The sequence below is a fragment of the Candidatus Chloroploca asiatica genome, from assembly GCF_002532075.1.
Taxonomy (GTDB): domain Bacteria; phylum Chloroflexota; class Chloroflexia; order Chloroflexales; family Chloroflexaceae; genus Chloroploca; species Chloroploca asiatica.
On sequence record NZ_LYXE01000135.1, the window covers coordinates 1 to 4,241 of the forward strand.

Consider the following 4,241-nt stretch of genomic DNA (forward strand, 5'->3'; position numbering starts at 1 on the left):
GCGAAGACGCGAAGGGGGATTGACGCAAAGGCGCGAAGGCGCAAAGTAGGGGCACGGCTTGCCCGTGCCCCTCGCCCATGGCCCGCCCGTTGCACGAACGACCCTGTCTGTTGCTGCTGCGCCCACCGGCCCCCGGTGACGCGGCCCGCGCCCCGATGGCACCATGCCCATGAGGGCGCATGCGCAGACGCGAAGGGGGATTGACGCAAAGGCGCGAAGGTGCAAAGGTTTTGATCGTGCACGTAGGGGCACGGCTTGCCCGTGCCCCTCGCCCGTTGCCCAAACGCCCCTGTCATCGCTGCTGCGCCCACCGGCCCCCGGTGACACGGCCCGCACCCCCCGAGGGCACCATGCCCACCGATGTGTACGCGGGCATGGGTGTAGGGGCACGGCGCCGCCGTGCCCCTCCATTGCGGTCTCGTACGCCTTGCAATTGCTCTGATTCTGGGTATACTCTTTGATCAGGATTACGCTTATTTCCAACCCTCGGTTTTCCTTATGGCACAACTCTCGCCTCATGCTTTTGTCGCCAAGTGGCGTTCGGTAACGGTTAAGGAGCGTAGTGGTTACCAGGAACATTTCATTGATCTCTGTCATCTGGTCGGCCATCCCACGCCTTTGGAGGATGATCCGGTAGGGACGCGCTATGCCTTTGAGGCTGGTGCTGGCAAACAGCAGGGCGGTCAGGGCTGGGCTGATGTCTGGAAGCGGGGCTTCTTTGCCTGGGAGTATAAGGGCAAGCATGCCAATCTGGATCGTGCGTATCAGCAATTGTTGCAGTACCGCGAGAGTTTGCAGAATCCGCCGTTGCTTGTTGTCTCTGATATGGCGACGATCCAGATCCATACGAATTTCACCAATACGGTGAAGCAGATGACGGTGCTGACGCTGGATGATCTGCTGACGCCTGATGGGTTGCAGCGGCTGCGCGATCTCTTCTGGCATCCGGATGCATTTCGTGCTACGCAAACAACTGAATTGGTGACCCAGCAGGCGGCTCGTGAGTTTGCGCAATTGGCGACGTTGCAACGCCGCTATGGACACGATCCTCAGCGTACGGCCCATTTCTTGATCCGGCTGCTCTTCTGCCTGTTTGCTGAAGATAGCGGTCTCTTGCCGAATCAGGTCTTTGCCAAGCTGATCAAGGCGACGCGCAGCCGTGCGCCGCTCTTTACCGAGCAATTGGGGCAACTCTTCGCGGCGATGAACTGCGGGGGCTTTTTTGCGATGGAGGATATCCCGCATTTCGATGGTCGCCTCTTTGATAATGCCGAGGTGCTTCCGCTCGATAGCGAGAGTATGGCGATCCTCCAGCGCGTGAGCGAGCTCGACTGGTCGAGCATTGAGCCTTCGATCCTCGGCACGCTCTTTGAGCGTTCGCTTGACCCCGCCAAGCGTAGTCAGTTAGGGGCGCACTATACCAGTCGTGATGACATCCTGCTGATCATCGAGCCGGTGCTGATGGCGCCGCTGCGCCGTCGCTGGGCAGCGGTGGCGCAGCAGGCCCGCGAGCTGGCCGTGCAGCGCGATGCCGCCAGGGGCAATCAGGCCAAACGTTTGCAGAATGAATTGCAGGGCTTGCTGCAAGGCTTCGCTGACGAGATCGCGGCCACGCGGGTGCTTGACCCGGCCTGTGGCTCAGGCAACTTTCTCTTCGTCGCGCTCAAACAGATGCTCGACCTGGAAAAAGAGGTCATCAGCCTGGCCCAGGATCTTGCCGCTGGCGGCTTTTTCCCGCGTGTCTCGCCAGAGCAACTCTATGGCATCGAAATCAACGAATATGCCCACGAGCTTGCTCAGGTCACCGTCTGGATCGGCTATATCCAGTGGCTGCGCGACAACGGCTTTGGGCAACCCGCCGAGCCGATCCTGAAACCGCTGGATACGATCCAACGCATGGATGCCATTCTTGCCTATGACGAGACCGGCCAACCCGTTGAACCCGCATGGCCCGCTGCTGACGTGATTGTTGGCAATCCGCCTTTTTTGGGGGGCAAGCGCTTACGGAGCGAACTCGGTGACACCTATGTGGAGACCATCTTTGTCCTCTATAAAACCAGGGTACCCCACGAGGCTGATCTTGTGATCTACTGGTTTGAACGAGCGAGGGCGTTGATAGAGCAAGGGCAGGTAAAGCGGACGGGGTTGCTGGCAACACAAGCAATTCGCGGCGGGGCTAATCGTAAAGTCTTGGAGCGCATAAAAGCGAGTGGCGACATCTTTATGGCCTGGTCTGATCGGCCCTGGATTGTCGAGGGTGCCGCAGTCCGTGTCTCGATGATTGGCTTTGATCAGGGAATAGAGACCATCCGCACCCTGGACGGTCTATCGGTAGCAAGCATCAATGCAAACCTGACCACTCATCTCGATCTGACAAAGGCTCAGCGTTTGCTTGAGAACATGGGCATAGCCTTTATGGGCGATACCAAAGGTGGTGCATTTGACCTGACACCAGATCAGGCGGTGCACATGCTCAATGCACCACTCAACCCCAATGGAAGACCCAACAGTGATGTCGTTCGGCCTTGGCTCAACGGCAAGGATGTAACGGCAAGGCCACGCGGCATGTTCATCATCGACTTTGGTGTCGATATGTCCGAAGCTGATGCCGCGCTATATGAAGAACCCTTTGCGTATGTTGAACGTGAGGTTAAGCCTGAGCGGATCAACAACAAAAGAGCCGCGTATCGTGATCGTTGGTGGATACATGTTGAGTCACGTCCTGCGCTCCGACAAGCTCTAAATGCAACTCATCGCTTTATCGTTACCCCTCGAGTTGCAAAACATCGGCTATTTGCGTGGGCTTCCAGAGAGACTCTGCCTGACAGTCGCCTCTACGTATTTTGCCGTGACGATGACTATTTCTTCGGCATCCTTCATTCACAAGTGCATGAAGTCTGGTCGTTAGCAACTTCATCACGTCACGGAGTAGGTAACGACCCAACCTACAACAACAGTACCTGCTTCGAAACCTTCCCCTTGCCGTGGCCGCCAGGCCACGAGCCCGAGGGCGATGCGCGCGTCGAAGCCATCGCCCGTGCCGCGCGGCGGCTCGTCGAACTCCGCAACAACTGGCTCAACCCCGAGGGGGCGAGCGAAGCGGAATTAAAGCAGCGCACGCTGACGAACCTCTATAACCAGCGTCCGACGTGGCTCGCCAATGCGCACCGAACGCTGGACGAAGCGGTACTGGCAGCCTATGGCTGGCCGGTGGATCTGAGCGATGAAGCGATCCTGGCCCGGTTGCTAGCGCTGAACCTGGAACGCGCCGGCAATCACGGCGACGGGTAAATGCTTGCAAGCCGCACTTGCTGCATTGTTGAGCAGGGAAGGATTGATTTTTTCAGGGAGGGCTTGCCCTCCCTGAGACCCTCCCTAGCCAGGGTCGCGGGGGCACGGCGCCGCCGCACCCGGGCGTTGCTGTGTCCGCAAGAGGCCGGCTTATGCCGATGGGCCGGTGCGGGCCAACCAGGCCTGGAGATCATCCAGACTCGTGAAATCGAGCAGGGTTTCACTCAAGTCCAGGAGTTGTTCGGGACTCAGGGCGAGCACGTGATGATGCACCGACTCCGGCAATGGGCCGCACCGCCGCGGGAGGAGGCGCAGCATGACTTCCTGGAGCGTCTGGTGACGTCCTTGCTCGATGCCCTTCTCGATGCCCTTCTCGATGCCCTTCTCGACCCCCTTCTCGACCCCCTCGGCGAACGCAAGTTCCTCAATACTGGTGACAAACGTGTCCATCTGGGTCTCCTCCTGTTCAATCAGGCGCATTGTAGCACGAACCGTCGCGTGCATGCCGGGGTTGAGGCGTAACAGCCAAACCCACGGCAGGGCGCAGCAGCGAACAGAGGTCGTCGTGATTGAAAGGGGCGCAGGGGCTGCTGCGCCCCTACATATGCGTAACACGGGGATGGATCACGGCGATGGGATGGGCATCCAGGGATGGACGCGTACGCGGGGATGGTTCCGTGCCCAGAGGCAGCATTGCCGGATGTAGGGGCACGGCTTGCCCGTGCCCCTCGCCCGTTGCCCGAACGCCCCTGCCATCGCTGCTGCGCCCCCGGTGATGCCACCCGCGTCCGATGACACGCGATCGCGGTGCGATGGCCGGATGTAGGGGCACGGCTTGCCCGTGCCCCTCGCCCGTGTCCCGCCCGTTGCCCGAACGCCCCTGCCATCGCTGCTGCGCCCCCGGTGATGCCACCCGCGCCCGATGACACGCGATCGCGGTGCGATGGCCG

2 protein-coding genes are annotated in these 4,241 nt (G+C 60.1%); one reads left to right on the forward strand and one right to left on the reverse strand.

Going from position 1 to position 4,241, the window contains the following annotated elements; translation table 11 throughout:
• Positions 1 to 498 precede the first annotated feature (498 nt).
• Positions 499 to 3,291: a class I SAM-dependent DNA methyltransferase gene (locus tag A9Q02_RS17665; protein WP_097654408.1), complete on the forward strand. Its 2,793-nt coding sequence runs from the start codon at positions 499 to 501 to the stop codon at positions 3,289 to 3,291.
• A 150-nt stretch (positions 3,292 to 3,441) separates the two neighbouring features.
• On the opposite strand, the gene A9Q02_RS17670 is transcribed toward A9Q02_RS17665, so the two are convergent.
• A complete protein-coding gene (locus A9Q02_RS17670; protein WP_172451096.1) occupies positions 3,442 to 3,741 on the reverse strand; it encodes a DUF4351 domain-containing protein in 300 nt (99 codons plus the stop codon).
• Positions 3,742 to 4,241: the final 500 nt, after the last annotated feature.